The sequence below is a fragment of the Massilia sp. IC2-476 genome, assembly GCF_020707295.1.
Taxonomy (GTDB): domain Bacteria; phylum Pseudomonadota; class Gammaproteobacteria; order Burkholderiales; family Burkholderiaceae_D; genus Telluria.
In genome coordinates, this window is record NZ_JAJFER010000002.1 from 325,491 (window position 1) to 345,848 (window position 20,358).

17 protein-coding genes are annotated in these 20,358 nt (G+C 66.3%); 7 read left to right on the top strand and 10 right to left on the bottom strand.

The window, feature by feature from the left end:
• Positions 1 to 6 precede the first annotated feature (6 nt).
• Positions 7 to 1,296: a D-amino acid dehydrogenase gene (locus LK539_RS06385; protein WP_227800074.1), complete on the bottom strand. Its 1,290-nt coding sequence runs from the start codon at positions 1,294 to 1,296 to the stop codon at positions 7 to 9.
• Between the two features lie 111 nt (positions 1,297 to 1,407).
• On the opposite strand from LK539_RS06385, the gene LK539_RS06390 reads away from it, so the two are divergent.
• Positions 1,408 to 1,893, top strand: coding sequence for an Lrp/AsnC ligand binding domain-containing protein (locus LK539_RS06390; protein ID WP_159696317.1), 486 nt, complete (start codon positions 1,408 to 1,410; stop codon positions 1,891 to 1,893).
• A gap of 22 nt (positions 1,894 to 1,915) precedes the next feature.
• Here the strand turns inward: LK539_RS06390 and LK539_RS06395 are convergent, their stop codons facing one another.
• From LK539_RS06395 to LK539_RS06405, 3 genes are all read right to left on the bottom strand, one after another.
• On the bottom strand, positions 1,916 to 2,938 hold the full coding sequence (locus LK539_RS06395; protein WP_227800075.1) for a MerR family transcriptional regulator: 1,023 nt from the start codon (positions 2,936 to 2,938) through the stop codon (positions 1,916 to 1,918).
• Between the two features lie 119 nt (positions 2,939 to 3,057).
• Positions 3,058 to 4,062, bottom strand: a complete 1,005-nt coding sequence (locus LK539_RS06400) for a peptidoglycan-binding protein (protein WP_227800076.1) — start codon at positions 4,060 to 4,062, stop codon at positions 3,058 to 3,060.
• A gap of 26 nt (positions 4,063 to 4,088) precedes the next feature.
• The gene (locus tag LK539_RS06405) at positions 4,089 to 4,820 is read right to left on the bottom strand and encodes a transglycosylase SLT domain-containing protein (protein ID WP_227800077.1); all 732 of its coding nucleotides are present in this window, start codon (positions 4,818 to 4,820) and stop codon (positions 4,089 to 4,091) included.
• A gap of 347 nt (positions 4,821 to 5,167) precedes the next feature.
• On the opposite strand from LK539_RS06405, the gene argJ reads away from it, so the two are divergent.
• From argJ to LK539_RS06420, 3 genes are read left to right on the top strand one after another with little or no spacing between them, the layout of a single operon-like run.
• Positions 5,168 to 6,406: a bifunctional glutamate N-acetyltransferase/amino-acid acetyltransferase ArgJ gene (gene argJ, locus LK539_RS06410; protein ID WP_227800078.1), complete on the top strand. Its 1,239-nt coding sequence runs from the start codon at positions 5,168 to 5,170 to the stop codon at positions 6,404 to 6,406.
• Between the two features lie 4 nt (positions 6,407 to 6,410).
• A complete protein-coding gene (locus tag LK539_RS06415) occupies positions 6,411 to 7,301 on the top strand; it encodes an ATP-binding protein (RefSeq protein WP_227800079.1) in 891 nt (296 codons plus the stop codon).
• The gene (locus LK539_RS06420) at positions 7,294 to 7,710 is read left to right on the top strand and encodes an NUDIX domain-containing protein (RefSeq protein ID WP_227800080.1); all 417 of its coding nucleotides are present in this window, start codon (positions 7,294 to 7,296) and stop codon (positions 7,708 to 7,710) included. Before LK539_RS06415 ends, LK539_RS06420 begins: the two co-directional genes overlap by 8 nt.
• A gap of 153 nt (positions 7,711 to 7,863) precedes the next feature.
• On the opposite strand, the gene yacG is transcribed toward LK539_RS06420, so the two are convergent.
• The 4 genes from yacG to LK539_RS06440 form a co-directional block, all read right to left on the bottom strand.
• Positions 7,864 to 8,046 carry a DNA gyrase inhibitor YacG gene (gene yacG, locus LK539_RS06425; protein ID WP_227800081.1) on the bottom strand — a complete coding sequence of 61 codons (183 nt, stop codon included), beginning with the start codon at positions 8,044 to 8,046 and terminating at the stop codon, positions 7,864 to 7,866.
• Positions 8,047 to 8,057: 11 nt separating this feature from the next.
• Complete coding sequence (zapD, locus tag LK539_RS06430; RefSeq protein WP_227800082.1) at positions 8,058 to 8,813, bottom strand: cell division protein ZapD; 756 nt, start codon at positions 8,811 to 8,813, stop codon at positions 8,058 to 8,060.
• A 93-nt stretch (positions 8,814 to 8,906) separates the two neighbouring features.
• The gene (gene coaE / locus LK539_RS06435) at positions 8,907 to 9,536 is read right to left on the bottom strand and encodes a dephospho-CoA kinase (protein ID WP_227800083.1); all 630 of its coding nucleotides are present in this window, start codon (positions 9,534 to 9,536) and stop codon (positions 8,907 to 8,909) included.
• 2 nt (positions 9,537 to 9,538) lie between these two features.
• Positions 9,539 to 10,411, bottom strand: coding sequence for an A24 family peptidase (locus LK539_RS06440; protein WP_227800084.1), 873 nt, complete (start codon positions 10,409 to 10,411; stop codon positions 9,539 to 9,541).
• Between the two features lie 236 nt (positions 10,412 to 10,647).
• On the opposite strand from LK539_RS06440, the gene LK539_RS06445 reads away from it, so the two are divergent.
• A complete protein-coding gene (locus LK539_RS06445) occupies positions 10,648 to 12,030 on the top strand; it encodes a hypothetical protein (RefSeq protein ID WP_227800085.1) in 1,383 nt (460 codons plus the stop codon).
• Positions 12,031 to 12,053: 23 nt separating this feature from the next.
• Here the strand turns inward: LK539_RS06445 and LK539_RS06450 are convergent, their stop codons facing one another.
• Positions 12,054 to 13,421 carry an enolase C-terminal domain-like protein gene (locus LK539_RS06450; RefSeq protein WP_227800086.1) on the bottom strand — a complete coding sequence of 456 codons (1,368 nt, stop codon included), beginning with the start codon at positions 13,419 to 13,421 and terminating at the stop codon, positions 12,054 to 12,056.
• A 95-nt stretch (positions 13,422 to 13,516) separates the two neighbouring features.
• Here LK539_RS06450 and LK539_RS06455 point away from each other — a divergent pair, with 95 nt between their 5' ends.
• Positions 13,517 to 14,776, top strand: a complete 1,260-nt coding sequence (locus tag LK539_RS06455; protein WP_227800087.1) for an SGNH/GDSL hydrolase family protein — start codon at positions 13,517 to 13,519, stop codon at positions 14,774 to 14,776.
• A 54-nt stretch (positions 14,777 to 14,830) separates the two neighbouring features.
• Here the strand turns inward: LK539_RS06455 and LK539_RS06460 are convergent, their stop codons facing one another.
• Positions 14,831 to 17,035, bottom strand: coding sequence for an alpha-glucuronidase family glycosyl hydrolase (locus tag LK539_RS06460; protein ID WP_227800088.1), 2,205 nt, complete (start codon positions 17,033 to 17,035; stop codon positions 14,831 to 14,833).
• A 358-nt stretch (positions 17,036 to 17,393) separates the two neighbouring features.
• Here LK539_RS06460 and LK539_RS06465 point away from each other — a divergent pair, with 358 nt between their 5' ends.
• Positions 17,394 to 20,345, top strand: a complete 2,952-nt coding sequence (locus LK539_RS06465) for a TonB-dependent receptor (RefSeq protein WP_227800089.1) — start codon at positions 17,394 to 17,396, stop codon at positions 20,343 to 20,345.
• Positions 20,346 to 20,358 lie beyond the last annotated feature (13 nt).

Here is a 20,358-nt window from a genome sequence, read left to right on the forward strand (position 1 = left end):
GAACGCTTACGCCTTGACCAGTTCCGGGGCGGCCGCGCCTTGCGGCGTGCCGGCGTAGCGGAACACCGCCAGGTCGTCGGCGCGGATGGCCGGCTGCTTGCCGCTCACCAGGTCGGCGATGACGCTGGCCGAGCCGCAGGCCATGGTCCAGCCCAGGGTGCCGTGACCGGTGTTGACGAACAGGTTGCGCAGCGGAGTAGCGCCGACCACCGGGGTGCTGTCCGGGGTCATCGGGCGCAGGCCGGTCCAGAACGAGGCCTGGCGGGTGTCGCCGGCGCCCGGGAACAGGTCGTTGACGACCATTTCGAGGGTTTCGCGGCGCGCCGGGTTCAGGGCCTTGCTGTAGCCCGCGATCTCGGCCATGCCGCCGACGCGGATGCGGTCTTCGAAGCGGGTGACGGCGATCTTGTAGGTCTCGTCCAGGATGGTCGATACCGGGGCGCGGCTCTCATCCGTGATCGGCACGGTGATCGAGTAGCCCTTGAGCGGATAGACAGGCAGCTGGAACTGGTCTTTCAGGAGCAGGCGCGAATAGCTGCCCAGCGCCAGCACGTAGCGGTCGGCCATGAGCGTGCCCCTGGCGGTGCGCACGCCGGTGATCTGGCCACCGGCAATGTCGAGGGCCTGGATGTCGGTGTCGAACTCGAAGCGCACACCCAGGTCGCGCGCCATCGCGGTCAGGCGCGTGGTGAACAGCTGGCAGTCGCCGGTCTCGTCGTTCGGCAGGCGCAGGCCGCCAACCAGGGTGCCGTGCGTGCCCAGCGCCGGCTCGGCCTTGCCGAGGTCATGGCCGAGCAGCAGTTCGTATTCCACGCCGGCCTGCTTCAGGACTTCGATGTCCTTGGCGGCGCTGTCGAGTTGCTGCTGGGTGCGGAACAGCTGGATCGTGCCCAGGCTGCGGCCTTCGTACTCGATGCCGGTCTGGGCGCGCAGTTCGCGGATGCAATCGCGGCTGTACTCGGCCAGGCGCACCATGCGCTCCTTGTTCACCGCATAGCGGCCGGCCGTGCAGTTGCGGTACATCTGCCACATCCAGGCAAGCTGGAACAGCGAGCCGTCCGGGCGGATGGCCAGCGGCGCGTGCTTCTGGAACAGCCATTTCGCGGCCTTCAGCGGAATGCCCGGCGCCGCCCAGGGCGAGGCATAGCCCGGCGAGATCTGGCCGGCGTTGGCGAAGCTGGTCTCCAGGGCAGGGCCGGGTTGACGGTCGATGACGGTGACGTCGTGGCCTGCCTTGGCCAGATAGTAAGCGGTGGTCACGCCGACCACGCCGCTGCCCAATACGAGAACGCGCATGTTATGCCCAGGTCCTGAAGTAAATGATGCGGGATTTAGAAAAGATTGCCATATTACCGCCGCTAATGGAATAATGGTTTCTGTTATTACACCCGTTTTCAGTGAAAATTCATGCGCGTCCAGAAGAATTCCAACCGCGTCCTCGACAAGATCGACCTCCACATCCTGTCGGTCCTGCAGGACGATGCGCGCATCGTCATGAAAGACCTGGCCGAACAGGTGGGCCTGTCGCTGACGCCGTGCATCGAGCGGGTCAAGCGCATGGAGCGCGACGGCGTCATCACCGGCTACCACGCGCGCGTGAATCCCCAGGCCATGGGCCTGCAGATCCTGGTGTTCGTCGAGATCACGCTGCACCAGAAATCGGAAAAGGCTTTCGACCGTTTCCGCCGTGCGATGCTGGGCATTCCCGAGGTGATGGAGTGCCACCTCGTATCTGGGGACTTCGACTATTTGATCAAGGCGCGCATTCCGGAAATGTCGGAATACCGGCGCCTGCTGGGCGAAATCCTGCATGTGGCCGACGCCGGCCAATCGAAGAGCTATGTGGTGATGGAAGAGCTGAAGGAAACGCTGGCGCTGTCGATCCCGCGTTGAGCAACGCCGCGCTCCCCGCCAATCAAGCGTTGGTGTGCAGGTTTTCCATGGCTTTGCGCAGGAACTCGATGACGTCGTCACCGATGCCGGTGCCCAGGCGCAGCAGCGGCTCCGAGCGCGTGGCGAGGCGGAACTGTGCGATCACTTCCGGATCGTCGCCCACCATGTCGGTGAACAACCCGAACCAGCTGCGCGCGAGCTGCCGGGCTTCCACGGATCGGGCCTCGGGATCCACCTGGAGGCATGCGCGGATCCGGGACGCCAGCACGATCCACTCGTCCGCATGCGCGGCTTCGTGGCGGCGCATGCGCTCCACCGTGTCCGCCGGCAGGTAGCGCGCGTGGATCGTGAAGCGCAGTTCCGCGAGCACTGAGCGCATATAGGCCTGCAGCGCGAGCGACATGCCGGTTTGCTGTTGCACTTCCAGGTCCTGCGAGGTCATGGCGGTCAGCTGCAGGACGAAGGCCGGGTTGCCGCCGGTGTCGCGTTCGAGCTGTTCGAGCCAGCGCACGGCAAAGGCGTTTGCTTCCTGCGAGCCGGGCGCCACGTTTTTCGTCATTAGTCCATGCGCATGCGCGACCAGTTCCCGCCATTCGGCCTGCGCCGCGGGGTTCTGGTACAGCGGCAGGCGCGCCAGTTCTTCTTTCGTAAAGTATTTTTCGTACATCGTCATCTGCTCCAGAGTGGTTAGCCAGATGGACATGTCCGTTTCGTCGCCGGCGGCCAGGCGTGAGCGCAGGCGCAGCAGCTGCTCGCGCATCTGCGCGGCTTCGGCGATCTGCTGGTCAAGGGCCTTGAGCTGGCGCTCGACGATGGCCAGCGGCGACGCTTCCGGACTGTCCAGGTAAGCCCCGATGTCGCTGAGCGCCATGCCGAACGCGCGCAGGGCCTGGATCTGCTGCAGGCGCGCCACGTCGTCGCGGTCATAGAGCCGGTAGCCGGCATCGGAACGCGCAGAAGGCGAGAGCAGCCCGATGCTGTCGTAATGGTGCAGCGTGCGGACCGTCAGGCCGGCGCGCGCCGCGAGTTCTCCCACTTTCAGCATCGAGCTTCTCCCTGTTCTTCATGCGTAGCGCTACTCTGGAGCCTCACCTTGCGTGAGGGTCAAGCGCTTTGTCGGACGTGCTTGTCCGCCATGATAAGGGCACGCACGTCCCGGGAGCACTACCAGACCATCTTGTTCCAGGTGTTGTCACCCACGACACCGTCGGCGCTCAGGCCCTTCGAGGTCTGGAAGTTCTTCACCGCCGTTGCCGTGGCCGGCCCGAAGGCGCCGTCCACCGTGATGCCCGCGCCGCTCTCGTTGAGCTGGCTCTGCACCGCGCGCACCTTGGCGCCCGAATCGCCCTGCTGGGTCAGGATCACCAGCGCCGGCCAGGTGGCGTTGCCGACGATGCCGTCCGCGCCCAGGCCGTGCGAGGACTGGAAGTTCTTGACCGCGTTCTGGGTCGCGGTGTCGAAACTGGCGTTCACCGTGAGCGTATAGCCCCACTGCTGCAGCAGGTACTGGATGGTGCGCACCCGTTCGCCGGTGTTCCCGTACTGGACCAGGGGCCAGGTAGCGGTGGTGCCACCGCCCGAGCTGCTGCCGGCTACCAGCGACTTGTAGCGTGGCCAGTCCCAGCCCGAACCCGGATCGGTGTGGCTCTGGCTCGCGTAGTTGACGTGGCCCTTGACGTTGTACAGCGAGTCCGACGGTACCGCGTTCCAGCCACTGCTGCCATCGTAGACCTTCTGCGCCAGCGCGCGCGAGGCCAGGATGTCCTTGGTCAGCGCTGCCGAGGCGTTGTACATGGCGGTGGTGTACCAGGCGGACGGGTTGGCGATGTAGCCCTCGTGCTCGATGCCGATGGTGTAGCCGTTCGAGTTCCCCACGTGCCAGGCCTTGTCGGCCTCGCGCACCATCTGGGTCACCTGGCCGTCCGAAGAGCGGATCACGTAGTGGGCGCTGACGCCGGCGCTGCAGTTCTGGAACCAGGAGATCGAGCCCGCGTAGGAGCCCTGGGTGGTGTGCACGGTCACGTGGCTGACCGCGGCGGTACGGGCGGAATAATTGCAGCTGGCGGCCGGGTTCCAGATGGCCGGCGGGTAGTCGGTCGACGCAAGCGCCGGCTGGGCCGACGCGACGAAACACAGGCCTGCGAGTAGGCTGCGCATCAAGGTCTTCATAGATTGTCTCCGTATTCTGCTCGTTATTATTTGTTCGGGGTGTCTGCGAAGTCCGGTGCCGAAATCTTCGGATCGGGCGTGCCGGTTTCGATCGTGATGCGGCGCGCGGACAGCTTGCGCAGCTTGTCCTTGCCGTAGACCTTCTCCATCTCGACGTGCTTCTGGTCGATCTCGAACTTGTCGCTGCGACGTCCCTGGCGGATCGCGGTCAGCACTTCGTAGCTGTAGATCTTCGCGATCTCGGGCTGCGGGATCCCGCTGTAGCGCGCCACCGCGGCTTCCCAGTCCTCGAGCGGGAAGGCCTTGTTCTTGCGGGCGCCGTACTGTGCGAGCAGGGCGGCGGCGGCGCGGATGTTGGAGCGCGTGTCCGACGCCGCCTGTTCGGGCGTCACGCGGATCAGGGCCGCGCCCTCGCGCAGGGAGTGGCCGAAGTGGTTGTCGTCGCGCAGGCCCATGATCCCGTAGCTGATCGGCATGCCCTCGTGCGATTCCACCTCGACCTCGGGTTCGCCGTTCTTCTTCAGCTTGCCCTTGGGGACGTGCGGATGCCAGCGCGTTTCGGCGTAGGCGATCGACTGCAGCAGTTCGACCGGCACGTTGAACTCGTTCGAAGCTTCCCTGAAATACTGCTTGTACTGCTTCGCCGACACGGTCAGTTCGACCGGCTTGCCGTCGGCGAAGGCGAGTGGCGATGCGGCCGCTCCCGCAAGTGCTGCACATAGCGCGACCAGCAATCGCGCCTTGACGCTTGGTTTCATTGTTTGTCTCCAGATTGTTGTTGGAATGATCCCGACTAAGGCCGGGAAAGGCGCCAGGATCCTGCAAAAAAACATGCCGTTTCCGGGCCTGTCGAGTATATGCACACTGCGGATGAGCAAACGCTAAGCGTTTGATTTAGAACAATATTTCGGCAGAAATGAATCGTGCGCAAGGTGCCACTGAAAGTCGGTACATACACGCCGATTAAGGGGGTGTGAGCGCAGGTTATCGACTTATGCGATCCGCATAAAACGGGTGCAAAACCCGCGCCGGACAGGCCTGCTCGCCGTGGACGCCGCTGGCAGTACAATATCGGATTACCTATCTTTTCTTTCATGAGATCGCCATGGCCGTCAATTCCCCCCTGCCAGTCGCAGCCGACCTGAAACCCGTCGCCGGTATCGAGATCGGCTATGCCGAAGCCGGTATCAAGAAGCCCAACCGCAAGGACCTGCTGGTCATGCGGCTGGCTGAAGGCGCCACCGTGGCCGGCGTGTTCACCAAGAACCGCTTCTGTGCCGCGCCGGTCCAGGTGAGCAAGGCCAATCTCGCGGCCGTGCAGAGCGGCGGCAAGCCGATCCGTGCGCTGGTGGTCAACACCGGCAATGCCAACGCCGCCACCGGCGAGCAGGGCCTGGCCAATGCGCAGGCCACCTGCGCGGAAGTCGCCAAGCTGCTCGGCCTGGACGCGCAGCAGGTGCTGCCGTTCTCCACTGGCGTCATTCTCGAGCAGCTGCCGATCCAGAAGGTCGTCGCGGGCCTGCCGGCAGCGGTGAGCAACCTGAAGGCGGACAACTGGTTCAACGCCGCCGAGGCGATCATGACCACCGACACCCAGCCGAAGGCGGCCTCGCGTATTGTCACCATTGGCGGCCACGCGGTCACCATGACCGGCATCAGCAAGGGCGCCGGCATGATCAAGCCGAACATGGCGACCATGCTCGGTTACCTGGCAATTGACGCGCGCGTCGCGCAACCGGTGCTCGACGAGCTGGTCAAGCATGCGGCCGACCACTCCTTCAACAGCATCACGATCGACGGCGACACCTCGACCAACGATTCCTTCATCATCGTCGCCACCGGCGCCGGCAGCCTGGCGATCGACGCCGCATCCGGCCCTGAATACGAAGCACTGAAGGAGGCCGTCACCGACATCTCGCGCAACCTGGCGCAGCAGATCATCCGCGACGGCGAAGGCGCCACCAAGTTCATGACCATCACGGTGGAGGGCGGGCGCGACGTCGAAGAGTGCCGCAAGATCGCCTACTCGATCGCGCACTCGCCGCTGGTCAAGACCGCCTTCTTTGCCTCGGACCCGAACCTGGGCCGTATCCTGGCCGCGATCGGCTACGCCGGCGTGGACGACCTCGACACCACCAAACTCGACCTCTACCTGGACGACGTGTGGGTGGCCAAGGCCGGCGGGCGCAATCCGGACTACAAGGAAGAAGACGGCCAGCGCGTCATGAAGCAGTCCGAGATCACGACCCGCGTGACGCTGGGCCGCGGCGAGGCCACCGCCACGGTCTGGACCTGCGACCTGTCGCACGACTACGTGTCGATCAACGCCGACTACCGCTCTTGATCCAATGACGCCACTCGAGCAGTTCCTTCACCGCGCCGAGGCCCTGCTGGCGCGGGTCGAAGCGGTGCTGCCGCCGGCGGTGCCGCGCGAGCCGGACTGGAAGCGCAGCTTCGCTTTCCGCTGGCGCAAACGGGTCAATGGGGGTGGCAAGTACCTGGCGCCGGTGCTGCATGCCTCCGCCATCCGGCTCGAAGATTTGCAGCACGTCGACGCGCAGAAGCGCCAGATCGAGCAGAACACCCGCCAGTTCGTGCTGCGCCGCCCGGCCAACAACGTGCTGCTGACCGGCGCGCGAGGCACCGGCAAGTCGTCCCTGATCAAGGCCTGCCTGAACGGTTTCGCCGACCAGGGCCTGCGCCTGATCGAGGTCGACAAGGCGGATCTGGCCGACCTGCCGGACATCGTCGAGCTGGTGGCGGGACGCCCCGAGCGTTTCGTGGTCTTCTGCGACGACCTGTCCTTCGAGGAGGGGGAGGCGGGCTACAAGGCGCTCAAGGTGGCGCTCGACGGCAGCATCGCGGCGGCCTCGGACAATGTGCTGATCTACGCGACCTCGAACCGGCGCCATCTGATGCCGGAAAAGATGTCCGACAATGCCGGCTACACGCATGGCGACGACGGCGACCTGCATCCGGGCGAGACGGTCGAAGAGAAGATCTCGCTGTCCGAGCGCTTCGGGCTGTGGCTGTCGTTCTACCCGTTCCGCCAGGACGACTACCTCGACATCGTGGCGCACTGGCTGGCCAGCTACGGCTGCACCCCGCAGCAAATCGAGGGCGCACGCCCCGAGGCCCTGCAGTGGGCCCTGCAGCGCGGCTCGCGTTCGGGCCGCGTGGCCTGGCAATTTGCGAAGGACTATGCCGGCAGGCTGCCGGACGAAGAGACCCATGAGTGAAGTGAAGGCAAAACCGGTCGACGTCGCGGTCGGCATCCTGATGCGCGCGAATGGCGACGTGCTGCTCGGCCAGCGCCCCGAAGGCAAGCCCTATGCGGGCTACTGGGAATTCCCGGGCGGGAAGGTGGAGCAGGGCGAGGACATCTTCCACGCGCTGCAGCGCGAGTTCGTCGAAGAACTCGGCGTGCGGGTGCTGAGCGGCGAGGCCTGGTGCTGCGTCGAGCACGTGTACGAGCACGCCCACGTGCGCCTCTACTTCTACATCTGCCGCGAGTGGGAAGGGGAGCCGCAAAGCCTCGAGGGGCAGGCGTTTGCCTGGCAGGGTGGGTATAGCGTCAGTCCGCTGTTGCCGGCGACCATACCGCTGCTGGAGTGGCTGGATAAGGTGCGCTACGCGTCGCCCGAATAACAGCGACTAACTTAGCACCACTAGCCCGTCGTTCCGGCGAAGGCCGGAACCTAATTTGACGTTCGTGGCAACTCGGCAAAATTGGATCCCGGCCTGCGCCGGGATGACGTTCCAGGGTCGCAGGTCAAAACAAGGCCGCAGGAGGGCGCCTACTTAGTCATCCGTCGGCTTGTCATCCTGCGGATCATTGCTCGACGCCCCAGGAATCGTATACTTCTCTTCGGCCCAGGCCCCCAGGTCGATCTGCTTGCAACGCTCCGAGCAGAACGGGCGATACTTGTTCGCCGGGGTCCATTCGACCTTCTTGCCGCAGGTCGGGCAGGCTACAACAGTCATGTCAATACCAGTCAAAAATTACAGAGGGTGAGGTTGAAGGGCACGTCTTCTTCCAAAGCCTTCGGCTTGCAGTCACCATCATGGGTGGTGAAACGCACCCACAGCATATACTTGTTGGCCGAGATCTCGGGGATCGCGCCAAGCGAATCGTCGATCGACAGGCGCAGCATCTGGTACACCTTCCCTTGCAGCATCTGCTGGTAGCTGCCGCCCGTGGCGATCATCTTGACCGGGCCGCCGGAGTCGCGCAGCAGGCGCAGCACCAGCGCGAGCGCTTCGAACAGCGGCGCCAGCGGCGCGAACCAGCCCAGGATGTCGGCCTGGCGCTGCTCGGCCGAGTGGTGCTGCCAGGCGTAGTAGGACGGCAGGTCGAATTCGCAGGCGCCGCCGGGGATGATGGTGCGGCCGCGGATGCTCATCAGCCACTCGTTGTCGCGCACGTTCTGACCGGTCTTGCCCTGGCTAGCTACCAGGGCGCCGCTGACGGCGTCCAGCTCGGCCAGCACGGCGTCCAGCGTTTCGGTGGCGACGTTCGGATTGCTGCGGTAGGAGAGCAGGCTTTGCTTCTGCCGCTCGAGTTCCTGCAGCAGGTCGGATTTCAGGTCGGCGCGGCCGGCCACTTCCAGCATGTCGAAAATCGTGGCAAGGGCCACGTGATGCTGCATCGGGTGCTCTTGTTGCACAAAGAACTTGAACTTGTCGTACAGGTCTTCCAGCCGCAACAACGTGCGAATGCGCTCGTTGAAAGGATATTCGTAGACGATCAAAATGACATTCCTCTGAATGTAGGCTGGCGAGCAACCCCGTGATTCTGAACCATGCTGCGCAAAATTACAAATCCCGCATTGACTTAATTCAATTTAGTTTTGCTTAGATTTACTCTGGGATAAATACAGCGCATGCAAAGCCTCCACTTGCGGGCGCAGCGCGTCCAGTCCATCGTCGTTCAGAATGATATCGTCAGCCGCCGCGCGACGCTGTTCGCGAGACACCTGGGCCGCCATGATGGCGCGGACCTGGGCCTCGGAAATGGCGCTCCTGGCCATCACCCGCGCCACCTGTAGCTCTTCCGGGCAGTCGATCGCCAGCACCCGGGTCACGCGCTGGCGCCAGGTACCGGATTCAATCAACAGGGGCACGACGAAGATCACGTAGTCGCCGGTAGCGATGGCGGCGGCGGCCGCGGTGGCGTCGCGGATGCGCGGATGCAGGATCGCCTCCAGCCGGGCGCGGGCGGTATCGTCCGTAAATACAAGGGCGCGCATCTTGGCGCGGTCGAGGGCGCCGTCGGGCGTGGCGAAGTCATCGCCGAACTCCGACAGCAGGGCCGGCATCGCCGCGCCGTGCGGGGCAGTCAGCGCGTGCGCGATCTGGTCGGTGTCGATGACCGAGGCGCCGAGCGCGGCGAACATGTCGGCCACGGTCGTCTTGCCGCAGCCGATGCCGCCGGTGAGGCCGACCGAGAAGGCGAGCTTATGCGGCGCGTCCATTGTCAACCGGTGACGACGGTCTGCAGCCCGGCGCTGATGCCGGCGCCGTAGAGCAGGGCGATCAGGCCGGCCGCCGCCAGGTATGGACCGAAGGGAATCGGCTTGTCGCGGCCGCGCTTGGCGAACACGATCAGGCTGATGCCGACCAGTGCGCCCACCACCGAGGACAACAGGATGATGGTTGGCAGCATCTGCCAGCCGAGCCAGGCGCCAAGAGCGCCCAGCAGCTTGAAGTCGCCGTAGCCCATGCCTTCCTTGCCGGTCACCAGCTTGAACAGCCAATACACGGCCCACAGCACCAGGTAGCCGGAGGCGGCGCCGATCAAGGCGTCCTGCAGCGGAACGAAGGTGCCGTGCAGGTTCACCAAGAGGCCCGCCCACAGCAGCGGATAGGTAAGGTCGTCCGGCAGCAGCTGGGTGTCGATGTCGATGAAGGTCATGGCGACCAGCAGGAACAGGAACAGCAGCGTGGCCAGGCCCGCCAGGCCGCTGCCGAAGGTCCAGACCAGCACGCCTGCGAGCACGCCGGTGAGCAGCTCGACGGCCGGGTAGCGCGGCGAGATCGGCGCCTTGCACTTGCGGCACTTGCCGCGCAGTGCGAGCCAGCTGATCACCGGGATGTTTTCCATGGCCGTGATCTGGTGCCCGCAGTGCGGGCAGGCGGAGCGGGGCACCATCAGGTTGTAGCGGTCGGTGTGGGGCGGCTCCTTGCCGCTTTCCTGGGCCACGTAGTTGTCGGACTCGCGTTGCATCATCTTCGGAATCCGGTGGATGACCACGTTCAGGAAGCTGCCCACGAGCAGCCCGAACAGGGCGGCCACGAGGGTGGCGCTGAGTGTGGCGGGTGGGGCGAACAGCAGGGATTCCAGGGGCATGGCGGCAGGGTCCGGTCAGAAAGCGGGCAATAACAGCTAGTTTCGGTAAAAAAGATGCTTTACGTCAACCTTATTGTAGAGATTTCCTGCAATTTGGCGAAGTTTCCGCCGCCATGCGTGGCTTTTACGGCCGGCACAGTGCTGGCGCACGATTGTGACGGATCATGCCGTGATGCCGGCGCGCGGCTACGCTGCACCTCATTGGCCACTTTTCGGCCGCCGCCATGGTGCCTGCAATGCCCCGCGCAACATTCACTTTCCTGAATCATGCCTGCTTCATGGTGCGTACCGAGGCTGCGCTCCTGGTCTGCGATCCCTGGCTCGAAGGCCCGGTACTGGACGACGCCTGGAGCCTGGTGGACGACTCCAGCAGCAATGCCGCCCTGCTGGAAACGCTCAATTCTGCCGGCGTGCCCGTCTATATATGGTGTTCGCGCGCCCAGCCGGACCACTTCCCGCTGCCTTTCCTGCGGCGCTTCCGCTCCGAATTTCGCGGCATCGCCACCTTTCTCTACCGGCCCGGGCGCGACATGCGCATCGGTGAAGAACTGCGCCGCCTGCGCCTGCCGCTGGCCGAATGCCCGGACGGCGTCACGGTGGCGCTGGCCGGCGACCTGCGCCTGACCGCACTGGCCAACGGCGACGGCGACACCGCCTGCCTGATCGACTGTGCCGGGCGCAGCATCCTCAACCTGGGCGACCGTGCCCTTGCCACGGCGGCCGAGTGCCAGGCCGCGGCGCCGCGCATCGGCAAGGCCACCTCGCGCATCGACCTGCTGCTCACCGGTTTCGGCAACATGGGCTGGTGCGGCAACCCGGAGCAGTTCGCGCTGCGCGAGGGGGCGGCCAAGGCTGCGGTGGAACGCCTGGCGGCGCAGGTCGAACGCTTCCGGCCGAAACTGGTGCTGCCGATCGCCTCGTTTGCCCGCTTTGCGCGGGCCGACAACGTCTGGCTCAACGGCGGCCGGATGGCGCCGCGCGAATTGCTGGAGGCCTCGCGCCTGGACGGCGTGCGCGGGGTCGTGCGTTTCCTGCCGCCCGGCGCCAGCATCGACCTGCAGCGCGACACACCCGGCACGCTGGCGGCCATGCACGAGCGGGCCCTGGAACACTGGACCGAACGCTGGCGCAAGCGCCCGCCGCCGCTGCCGCGTCCCCCGCAAGCTTCGCTGGGCGAACTGAAGGCGGCGTTCGCGCGCTATTGCGAGCGGGTGACGGCCGGCATGCACGTGCTGCCACGGCTGCTGGAAGCGGTCGGTCCGCTGCGCCCGCTCGTGCTGCACCTGCCCGACCTGCGCCAGACCGTGGAGCTGTCCTACCGCCACGGCTTCCGGCTGCGGCCGCGCATGGATGGCGAACAGCGCGCCGCCCACGTGGCGATGTTCTCGGGCACGGCCCTGCAGCTGCTGCGCGCCGAGGACGGCTTCGATACCGTGTATGCCGGCGGCTGCTTCTGGACGCTGCGGCGCAGCGGGCTGTCGACCTTCGGGCGCTTTTTCCTGCCCCAGCGCATGGGACGGCGTGGCGCTGACCGGCGCCGGCCGCTCAAGATGGGCGGCTACCTGTGGCGCGCCCTGGTGGGACGGATGGCGCGCCAGCTGCAGGCGGCGCTGCGCTGAATCATTCGTAGGGGTGGCCCGGTTCAGCGCGCGTAGCTTGGCCGCTTCGGGTCGTAGGTCCACTCCGGAAGGAGATAGCGCATGGCCATCGCATCGTCGCGCGCGCCGGTGGCGATCTTTTTGTACAGCTGGTGCGCCTGTTCGATGCGCGCCATGTCCGGCTCGATGCCCAGACCCGGCCGTTCGGGCACCGCCACCTGGCCGCCGACGATCTGCAAGGGCTCGCGCGTGAGGCGCTCCTGGCCTTCCTGCCAGATCCAGTGGGTGTCGATGGCGGTGATCTTGCCGGGCGCCGCGGCGGCGGCATGGGTGAACATGGCCAGCGACACGTCGAAGTGGTTGTTCGAGTGCGAGCCCCAGGTCAGGCCCCAGTCGTGGCACAGCTGGGCCAGCCGGACTGAACCCTGCATGGTCCAGAAGTGCGGGTCCGCCAGCGGGATGTCGACCGCGCCCAGCAGGTGCGAATGGGCCATCTGGCGCCAGTCGGTGGCGACCATGTTGGTCGCCGTCGGGATGCCGGTGGCGCGTTTGAATTCCGCCATGATCTCGCGACCGGAATAGCCGTTCTCCGGTCCGCAGGGGTCTTCGGCATAGGCCAGGATGTGACCCTGGCCACGGCAGGCCGCGATCGCCTCGGCGAGCGACCAGGCGCCGTTCGGATCGAGCGTCGCGCGCGAATCCGGGAAGCGGCGCTTGATCGCTGCCACCGCCGCGATCTCTTCTTCGGGGCGCATGACGCCGCCCTTGAGCTTGAAGTCGCGGAAACCGTACTTGTCGACGCTGGCCTCGGCCAGGTCGGCGATCTGTTCCGGGGTGAGCGCTTCCTCGGTGCGGCGGCCGTACCAGTCGCTGCCGCCGCTGCCGGCCAGGTAAGCCAGGTCGGTGCGGCGCCGGTCGCCGATGTAGAACAGATAGGCAAGCATCGGCACGTGGCTGCGCTGCTGGCCGCTGCCGAGCAGTTCGCAGACTGGCACGCCCAGGTGCTGGCCGAGCAGGTCGAGCAGGGCGGCTTCGACCGCCGTGATCACGTTTTCCAGGCGCAGGTTGATTTCGTGCGGCTGCTTCAGGACCGCCGCTTCGGCGCTCGAGGTCACCTGGTGGCTGGGACCGGCGATGGCGGCGCGCAGGGCGTTCAGGGTACGGTTGTACTTGCCGATCTCGCTGCCCACCACCAGCGCCGTGCCCCGCTCCAGCGCGCGCAGGATGCCGTCCGAGCCCGGCACCTCGCCCATGCCGACGTTACCGGCGCTGTCCTCGAGCAGGACCAGGATGCGGGTGAAGAAGGGCGCATGGGCGCCGCACAGGTTGAGCAGCATGCTGTCGTAGCCGGCGACCGGAATGACCCGCATGCTTGTGACGGTAGGGCTGGTGTTTCGCTGGATCGGCATCATCGGTCGGGTCTCCTTGGCGAACAAGCGCGGCTTGCTCGTAACATTGTTCTAAAATAAAATGATTGCGCAAACATAACCAGTCTGAAGGAAACCCGATGGCGCGTCAAACGATTCCGGCACGGGCCCTTGCCCTCGCCATCCTGCCCGGCCTGCTGGCCGCCTGCGGCACCGTAGGGAGTCCCGCCATCGGCGAGCATTGGGTGGCTTCCTGGGGCACGGCCCAGCTCGCGCCGGAGAGCAAGGACGCCTTGCCGGCCGCCGACTGGCGCGATGCCACCCTGCGCCAGGTGCTGCGGGTGTCGCTCGGCGGCGAGCGCCTGCGGGTCCGTTTCAGCAATTCCTTCGGCAGCGCGCCGCTGGTCATCAGCGGCGCCAGCGTGGCGCTTGCGAGCGGACCAGGACGAGCCACGATCGATCCCGCCAGCGCGCGCGAGCTGCGCTTCGGCGGCAGCGCTTCGGTGACCATTCCCGCCGGCGCCGAATACCTGAGCGACCCGGTGCTGTTCAAGCATGCAGCCGGCGCGGATCTGGCGGTGTCGATGCATTTCACGGAAGAGCCGGCGCGCCAGACCGCCCATCCGGGTTCGCGCGCCACCAGCTTCATGGCCAAAGGCCGGCGCCTGGCGGAGGCCGAGCTGCCGGGGGCGGTGAGCTTCGCGCGCTGGTACCAGCTGGCCGGGGTCGAGGTGCAAGCCGCACCAGGTGCGCACGCGGTGGTGGCGATCGGCGACTCGATCACCGACGGCTACGGCGTCGCGCCCGACACCAATTTGCGCTGGACGGATGCGCTGGCGCTGCGCCTGCGCACGGCCGGCATGCATTCGGTGGGCGTGGTCAACGCCGGCATCGGCGGCGGACGCCTGCTGCGCGACGGTTTGGGCCCCAACCTGGCCGCGCGCTTCGAGCGCGACGTGCTGGCGCGGCCCGGCGTACGGCATGCGATCGTCCTGATCGGCGTGAACGACTTCGGCACCCAGCACCGCAACACCGAGGACAGTCCCGCAATGCGCCGGCAGCTGCTGGCCGACATGCAGGAAGCCCTGCGCCAGGTGACGGCCAGCGCCCAGGCGCGCGGCGTGTGCGTGATCGGCGCCACCATCACGCCTTATGGCGGGAGCGAGTACTACCACCCGGAGAAGGACAACGAACAGGACCGCCTGGCCTACAACGACTGGATCCGCCGCTCGGGCACGTTCGACGGGGTGATCGACTTCGATGCGGCACTGCGCGATCCGGTCCGGCCCGACCGTATTCGCAAGGAGTACGACAACGATGGGCTGCATCCGAACATGGCCGGGTACCGGGCGATGGCGCAAACCGTGCCGCTGGAAATGCTCAGCCAGTGCCGGCGCTAGGATGAGCGCGCGGCGGCGCGGCGGCCAGGGCCGCCGCGACCAGGGCAGGTGGAATCAGCCGTTGCCGGGCGCGTAGGGGAAGCGCAGCGCGCGGTAATACTCGAGCGTCTGCGCGGGCGGCCTGGCGCCGGCGGGCAGTGCGCGGCCAGAGACGTGCATGAAGTACGCCAGGCAGGCGTCGCGCCACCACTGCGCCTCCGCGCGCTGCTGGGCCAGGCGCTGGGCGGTATCGTTCCAGCGCTGGGCGTCGACCACCTGGCGCAAGCCGTTCCAGCGCTCCTGCATGCGTTCCACTTCGGCGACGCCGCGGTCGTAGCGGGCGACCAGCTCTTCCCACAGCGTGCGGCCGGATGGCATGCGGTAGTCCCAGGGCAGGTGATGGAACCACAGCAGCAGCTCGGGCGGCGTGGTGGCGGGATCGGAAAAGCGGCGCGCGACTTCCGGCGCATACTGGCTTACCGCATTGCTGCCGCGCGCCGTGCGGTCGAAACCAATGCCGTCGCGATCGGCGCGGTGGTAGTAGACCGGGTTCCAGTCAAGGCGTTCCAGGTTGTCGACCCAAGGGCCGGGGCCGTGGTGATGGCCGGTGTCCATCAGGTGGTGCAGGCCGAGCGGGGTCATGTAGTCGACCACGGCTTCGCGCGAGGCCATCATCATGGCCAGGACCGGATCGAGCACGCGCGGATCCGGGGCGAAGGTCTGGGCCGCCCACTCGCGCGCGACGGCGCGGGCGTCCAGCAGCGGGTCCCAGGCCATGCGTCCGAAGGCATACCAGTTGGCCTGGTCGAAGACCGAGCCGGACCAGCTGCGGCTGCTGCCGATGTTGGCCACGCCGGCGATGCCGCCGACGCGTCCTTTCTGGGCGCCCTGCAGCGATTGGGCCACGCTCAGCGCGCGTCCGCCGGCGCGGGTATCGGCGCGCAGGGTCTCCTGGAACATCGGGCCGAGATAGGCCTGGTGGGTGGCGAAGCCCAGGTACTCCTTGGTGATCTGGAATTCCATCATCAGGCGCGTGTCCGGCATGGCGCCGAATAGCGGGTGGAAGGGCTCGCGCGGCTGGAAGTCGATGGCGCCGTTCTTCACCTGCACCAGCACGTTGGGGTCGAACTTGCCGTCCAGCGGCTTGAACTGGTCATAGGCATGGGCGGCGCGATCGTGCTTCGGATCGTCGCCTTGTCCCTTGCGCTTGCGCGCTTCCGGCGGCTCGTACACGAAGGCGCGCCACATCACCGTGCCGCCGTGCGGCGCCAGCGCGCGCGCCAGCATGTTGGCGCCGTCGACGTGGTTGCGGCCGTAGTCCTGCGGCCCGGGCTGTCCTTCCGAATTGGCCTTTACCAGGTAACCGCCGAAGTCGGGGATGCTGCGGTAGATCTCGTCGGTCTTGCGGCGCCACCAGGCGGCCACCGCCGGGTCGAGCGGATCGGCGCTGGCGGTCTCGCGCAAGTCCAGTGGCGTCGACCAGCGCACCGACAGGAACACCCGGATGCCGTAGGGGCGCAGGACCTTCGCCACGGCGGCGGCCTTGGCGATGAAGGCGGGACTCAGCACCTCGGCCTTGGCGTTGACGTTGTTCAGAACCGTACCGTTGATGCCGAGCGAGGCGTTGGCGCGCGCATAGTCCAGGTAGCGCGGATCGATGATGGCGGGAAGCTCCCACCAGTTCCAGATCGATTGCCCGGCGTAGCCGCGCTCCACGCTGCGGTCCAGGTTGTCCCAGTGGTTCAGCACGCGCAGCGGCAGGGCAGGGTTCGAGACCAGCGGCGCCCGCGCCAGGCTCGCCGCGCTGCCGTCCTGCAGGCCGCGTAGCAGGGCGAAGCTGCCGTACAGCAGGCCAATGTCCGACTTGGCCGCGACCAGGGTCAGTTGCCGGCCGTTCGACGTGGTACGGGCCAACAGGTAGCCCTCGGGCCCGACCTGGTCGAGCGAGGTGCGCAAGGAGGGCGGCAGTCCCGCGGGCAGGCGGTCGAGGCGCGCCAGGACCACGCTGGCGGGACCGATGCTGGCGGCGGCTTGAAGCGGACGCCCCAGCATGCCGCCCAGGCCGCGCAGCAGTTCGGCGCGGGCGGCGGCCACGGTCGGGCTCTCGGGTGCCAGGCTTACCACAGTGCTCGCGGACAGCGCCGCGGCCGGGGGCAGGGGGCGATAGCGCAACCAGAGCTGGTAGCCGTCTTCGTCGGCGTGCGCACTGGCCGCGAACAGGGCGCCCAGCAGCAATGCTGCCAGCATGCGCACCAGTGCAAATGGGAGGGAAGGCTGCAAGCTAGTCTCCTTGGTGATTGTCGGCCGGTCGTACGCCAGGCCTGTCGAGCTACGATGTTAGCGCAAACTTTTTCAAATAGAAAATGGTTTCTTGTAGGTTCGGCCTGTAATTACGCCAGCGAAGTGCATGGCCAGCCCACGATCACGACGCCCAGCGGGGCATTTCATGCTCCGTATTGTTCGCGCTAACAATGTGGCATGAACGCTTGTCAAATTTGGTCCAGCCGCTTGCCAGATTTTCGTTGACAGGTCTGAAACTTGCCGTTTAGACTGAAATGATTGCGATAACATTTATGTTATTGGAATGTTGTATGTATCGCCCACAACATGTTGCATAAAAATATTTAGGAGACAATCCATGCACCAGCAGCGAGGCAGCACGTTCCTGCGCCCCGGTCATACCGGCGGCCGCCTTCTTCAACTGACGATCCTTGCCGGGCTGGTCTCGGCAGCCTATGCGCAAGAGACATCCGCGCCGGCCAGCCAGGGCCCGATCCAGACCGTGCAGGTGACCGGTTATCGCGGCAGCCTCGAGACCTCGGCGCGCGCCAAGCGCGAGGCCACCGGTTTCCAGGATTCGATCTTCGCCGAAGACCTCGGCAAATTCCCCGATACGAACATCGCCGAATCGCTGAACCGCATTCCGGGCGTGCAGGTCTCGCGCGAGATCACGGGCGAGGGCGTCAACATCCAGATCCGCGGCCTGGGCACCAGCTTCACCAAGGTCCTGCTCAACGGCGCGCCGATCGCGGTCGCTTCCACCGGCAGCACCGACAGCCAGAACACCAACCGCGAGGTCGACCTCGACCTGCTGCCGACCGACCTGTTCACCAAGCTCACCGTCAGCAAGAGCCCGGCGGCCTCGCTGCTCGAAGGCGGCGCCGCCGGCGTGGTCGACATGCGCAGCGCGCGCCCGTTCGACCGCAAGGGCGCCTACGTCGCCGCCAACGTCGGCGGCACCCGCAACCAGGTAGCCGGCAAGTGGGGCAATAAGGGTTCGGTCCTGGCCAGCAAGACCTTCGACAATACCTGGGGCATCCTGGGTGGCATCGCCTGGAGCAAGTCCAGGGTGCAGGCCACCGGCTACGAGACCATCGGCCTGACCAACCCGAACCTGACCGCTGCCCAGAGCAGCAGCCCGACTCGCAACAACACCGGCGGCGGCAACTGGACCATCCCGGCCACGGTGCCGAGCAATGCCGGCAACGGCCTGACCCCCGGCGCCGCGATCGACCAGGCCTTCCTGCTGGCGCGCAACCCGGGCCTGAACATCGGCCAGATCGACAATGCCCTGATCCCGCGCCTGGGCCGCCAGATGGCGCAGTACGGCGACAAGGACAAGGTCACCGCCATCGTGTCCGGCGAATTCCGCCCGAGCGACAGCCTGCGCTTCTACGTCGACACGATGTACAGCGAGAAGGACAATGACCTGCAGCGCATCGACACCAACTGGATCGGCCGCAACGGCGCCATCATCCCGCTCAACCTGAAGGTCGACCGCAGCGACTGCAACGCCGGCTGCGTGGTCGAAAGCGGCACCTTCGCTAATGCCCAGTTCTTCGCAGAGTACCGTCCCTACATGGAGGAAGTGCGCCTGAAGGGCATCAACCCGGGCATGGAATGGGACATCGGCGACAAACTCAAGCTCAACGCCCAGCTGAACTACACCAAGTCCGAGTTCACGCGCGAGTCGCCGACCGTGCTGCCGGTCACCGCGGTCAATTCGGGCAACACCGTCACCTTCACCAACGGCCCGGTGCCGAGCATCGTCAGCTCGCTGGATATCAGCAACCCGGCCAACTACCGCCTCGACACCGCCAACGGCGCGCGCGTCAACCTGCAGCAGGAAGTGCGCGAGACCAGCACCAAGGGCGTGCGCTCCGACCTGACCTGGGGCGACCGCGCCTTTAGCATCAAGGGCGGCTTCGCCTACGACGACATCCTGCGCCGCATCACCGCGCGCGACAACTCGACCGCGTGGCAGAACCTCATCTGCGGCAACGTGGCGGGTTGCCAGGGCGCCGGCACCATCGGCGCGCGCGTCGGCGACTACCTGCGGCGCGGCCCGAACGGCCTGATCGAGGTCGACTGGCAGCGCTTCGCCGGCGACACCAACTACCAGCAGCTGCTCGAGCAGGCCCCGATCACGGGCGCGGCCAATACCGGCGCGGCCACCGGCTTCATCCAGGAGAAGACCAAGGGCGTGTTCCTGCAGACCGACGGCGTCACCCAGCTGGCCGGCATGCAGCTGCGCTACAACGCCGGCGTGCGCTACGTGCGCACCGAGCAGAGCGTGGGCGCCTACAATTCGGTGGCCGATCCGCGCAATGCCAACCTGCCGGCCGGCGCCACCCCGTTCCCGAACGTGAACCAATGGGTCTACGTCGACAAGGAATACAGCAACACGCTGCCGTCGGCCAGCGCCGCGCTCGACCTGGCCAAGAACCTGGTGCTGCGTGCTTCGGCTTCGCGCTCGATGACGCGCGCCAATCCGGAAGCCCTGCGCCCCGGCATCAACTTCTCGAACCCGTCGGCCGACATCGGCAGCCTGGGCGCGCCGAACCTGGCGCCCTACATTTCGGACAACCTGGACCTCGGCATCGAGTGGTACACCGGCCGCGAAGGCTACGTGGCCGCCACGGTCTTCCAGAAAAAGCTGAACGGCTTCACGGTCAACCAGAACAACACCTTGCCCTTCACCGACCTGGCACAGTACGGCGTCACCTACGACAGCCTGACCCCGACCCAGCAGCAGGCGCTCGACGCCCGCGGCGGCCCGAACTCGGCCACCGTGGTGATGACCTCGCAGCGCAATGCGGGCGGCCAGCTGAAGGTGACCGGCCTCGAACTGGGCTGGGTGCAGCCGCTCGACCGCCTGCTGCCGTGGCGCGGCTTCGGCTTCTCGGAAACCCTGACCCTGATCGACCAGAAGGCGACGGGCGAGGGCACCCAGGGCTTCGTGGCGCTGGGGGTGCCGAAGAAGAGCAACAACTTCCAGCTCTACTACGAGAACCATGGTTTCATGGCACGCCTGTCGCACACCTACTCGCAGGGCAGCCAGGTCTCCGGCCTGAACCAGAACGGCATCGCCGCGGCGGCGCTGTACAGCGACGACTTCAAGCAGCTCGACTTCTCGTCGCAGTTCGACCTGGAGAAACTGTTTGATCGCGACGGCCTGCCGACCCTGACCTTCGACGTGGTGAACGCGACGGACACGGTGCGCCGCACCTACTTCCAGTTCCCGAACGCGACCTTCACCAGCTACAAGCCGGGCCGCACCATCGCGGTCGGCCTGCGCGCGAAGTTCTGAGCGGACGGCGCGC

Bases quoted from the DNA above. Each gene is read 5' to 3' on its own strand.
- LK539_RS06385 (WP_227800074.1), bottom strand. From the start codon at position 1,296: ATGCGCGTTCTCGTATTGGGCAGCGGCGTGGTCGGCGTGACCACCGCT.
- LK539_RS06390 (WP_159696317.1), top strand. From the start codon at position 1,408: ATGCGCGTCCAGAAGAATTCCAACCGCGTCCTCGACAAGATCGACCTC.
- LK539_RS06395 (WP_227800075.1), bottom strand. From the start codon at position 2,938: ATGCTGAAAGTGGGAGAACTCGCGGCGCGCGCCGGCCTGACGGTCCGC.
- LK539_RS06400 (WP_227800076.1), bottom strand. From the start codon at position 4,062: ATGAAGACCTTGATGCGCAGCCTACTCGCAGGCCTGTGTTTCGTCGCG.
- LK539_RS06405 (WP_227800077.1), bottom strand. From the start codon at position 4,820: ATGAAACCAAGCGTCAAGGCGCGATTGCTGGTCGCGCTATGTGCAGCA.
- argJ (WP_227800078.1), top strand. From the start codon at position 5,168: ATGGCCGTCAATTCCCCCCTGCCAGTCGCAGCCGACCTGAAACCCGTC.
- LK539_RS06415 (WP_227800079.1), top strand. From the start codon at position 6,411: ATGACGCCACTCGAGCAGTTCCTTCACCGCGCCGAGGCCCTGCTGGCG.
- LK539_RS06420 (WP_227800080.1), top strand. From the start codon at position 7,294: ATGAGTGAAGTGAAGGCAAAACCGGTCGACGTCGCGGTCGGCATCCTG.
- yacG (WP_227800081.1), bottom strand. From the start codon at position 8,046: ATGACTGTTGTAGCCTGCCCGACCTGCGGCAAGAAGGTCGAATGGACC.
- coaE (WP_227800083.1), bottom strand. From the start codon at position 9,536: ATGGACGCGCCGCATAAGCTCGCCTTCTCGGTCGGCCTCACCGGCGGC.
- LK539_RS06440 (WP_227800084.1), bottom strand. From the start codon at position 10,411: ATGCCCCTGGAATCCCTGCTGTTCGCCCCACCCGCCACACTCAGCGCC.
- LK539_RS06445 (WP_227800085.1), top strand. From the start codon at position 10,648: ATGCCCCGCGCAACATTCACTTTCCTGAATCATGCCTGCTTCATGGTG.
- LK539_RS06450 (WP_227800086.1), bottom strand. From the start codon at position 13,421: ATGATGCCGATCCAGCGAAACACCAGCCCTACCGTCACAAGCATGCGG.
- LK539_RS06455 (WP_227800087.1), top strand. From the start codon at position 13,517: ATGGCGCGTCAAACGATTCCGGCACGGGCCCTTGCCCTCGCCATCCTG.
- LK539_RS06465 (WP_227800089.1), top strand. From the start codon at position 17,394: ATGCACCAGCAGCGAGGCAGCACGTTCCTGCGCCCCGGTCATACCGGC.